This window comes from Lentzea kentuckyensis (assembly GCF_002150765.1).
Classification (GTDB): Bacteria; Actinomycetota; Actinomycetes; order Mycobacteriales; family Pseudonocardiaceae; genus Lentzea; species Lentzea kentuckyensis.
The window spans coordinates 1-1,709 of record NZ_MUYM01000209.1; the positions used below are offsets into that span (position 1 = coordinate 1).

The window sequence follows — 1,709 nt, forward strand, 5'->3', positions numbered from 1 at the left end:
CTTGACCGCGATCACCCGGCCGAGGCGCTCGTCGCGGGCCTGCCAGACGACCCCCATGGACCCGTGTCCGATCGGCGACATCAGCCGGTACCGCTCGGCGATGACCTCTCCCTGCTCCGGCACATGCCGACGCTACGTCGCCGAGCCGACCGTCGGCCACCTCCAGCTTCGTGCGGAGTTCAGCCGTGCTGGTTTCTACAGCTGCACTCGCACCGTGACGCGTCCCTTGTCGTCACGGTGCGATGTCGCGTGACCGGTCGTTTTGCCGCCTTCGAGATCGAGCGTGAGCGGGCCGCCTTCGCCGTTGAAGTTGCGCCACCACGTCTTGGCGTCCGGCATCATCACCTCGATGTTGATGACGTCACCTTTGCGTTGGTAGCCAACGGGTGTGGAGAACGTTCGGCCCGAACGCCGTCCCGTGTAGGACACGACGGTGATGCCTTTACGCACGTACTTCCCCACCAGCGGCGCGTCGCGCAGTCCGACCATCAGGCTGTTCACCCGGCGGACGAGCGATCCCTTGAAGTTCATGTCCGCCAACGTAACCTGACAAGTGCTTCGCCAGCCCTTCCGTGTCTAACCGGGATGGGCGCCGACGGTGTCGCGGATCATCGCGCCCAGGTCGGTGGACGCCGAACGCGCGCAGTGGGCACAGCAGAAGAAGCGGCCCTCCACCTCCACGCCGTGCCCGATCACGCGGCAGTCGCAGTGTTCGCAGCGCGGCGCGAGCCGTTGGATCGCGCACTCGAAGCTGTCGAACGTGTGCACGCCGCCGCCGACGGTGCGCACCTCGAAGGCCATCCAGTACTCGTTGCCACAGACGTCACAGGTCGCCATGCGCGGAAGACTGCGGCAGGTCAGTCGGGTCGGCAACTTGAGGCGTCGAGTTGCGCGACCAAAGTCTTCGGGGCAATCACCCGATAGGCGTCCTCGACGAGGTCCCCGATGACGTCCCAGTCCACCTCGACGTCGAGGTACACGCCGAGCCAGCCGCGGTGGCCGACGTAGGGCGGGCGGAAGTACCGCTCGGGGTCCTGGGCGACCAGCGTGGCCTGCACGTCGGGGCCGGCGGCGCACCAGAACGCCACGCGGTCGTCGTGGTGGTGGTTCGCCGACGTCACGAAGGTCTTCTTGCCGCGCACGAACCACGTGGGCTCGCCGTGGCTGAGTCGTTCGGTGACTTCCGGCAACGCCAGACAAAGACTGCGCAGGTGTTCGAGTGCGTCCACCCGGACATCCTGCGACTTTCACCCGAGCCGTGCCATGGCCTCCTCCACCAGCGTGATGCGGCGCGGGTTCCGCAGTTCGGTCCACGCCTCCAGCGCACGCCGGTAGGTGCGGGCGGACGCTTCGACGTCGCCACGGCTCGCCCGGATGTCGGCCAGGGTGTGCAGGGCCCTCGCCTCCGACCAGGCGTCGCCCGTGCGGCCGGCGTCCGTGATGGCCGCGGTGGCGAGTTGTTCGGCCAGGTCCGGGCGGCCGTAGGCGGCTGCTATTCCGGCGAGGTCGCCTCCCGCGGCGGCCTCGTTCGTGGCCTCCTGGAAGATCTCGTACACCCTCGCCGCGCACGCGATCGCTTCCTCGAAACGGCGTTGCCGCAGGTAAGCGAGGACGACGTTCTTGATCGTCCACATCTCGCACAACGGCACACCGCCGACCCGGAAGGCGTCGCGAGCCTCCTCGAACAGCGAGAGGTAGTCGATGCGCGC

Annotated in this window: 3 protein-coding genes and 1 pseudogene; all 4 read right to left on the reverse strand. The window is 67.9% G+C overall.

Annotated elements, in window-relative coordinates; genetic code table 11:
- Positions 1 to 195: 195 nt before the first annotated feature.
- Positions 196 to 531: a hypothetical protein gene (locus tag B0F77_RS45960; RefSeq protein WP_086669329.1), complete on the reverse strand. Its 336-nt coding sequence runs from the start codon at positions 529 to 531 to the stop codon at positions 196 to 198.
- A 45-nt stretch (positions 532 to 576) separates the two neighbouring features.
- Positions 577 to 837 (reverse strand): Prokaryotic metallothionein, encoded by a 261-nt coding sequence (locus B0F77_RS45965; RefSeq protein ID WP_086669330.1) that lies wholly within the window; start codon positions 835 to 837, stop codon positions 577 to 579.
- A 20-nt stretch (positions 838 to 857) separates the two neighbouring features.
- Positions 858 to 1,229 carry an MmcQ/YjbR family DNA-binding protein gene (locus B0F77_RS45970; RefSeq protein ID WP_086669331.1) on the reverse strand — a complete coding sequence of 124 codons (372 nt, stop codon included), beginning with the start codon at positions 1,227 to 1,229 and terminating at the stop codon, positions 858 to 860.
- Positions 1,230 to 1,247: 18 nt separating this feature from the next.
- Positions 1,248 to 1,709: pseudogene (locus tag B0F77_RS45975) on the reverse strand (hypothetical protein); the annotation flags it as partial.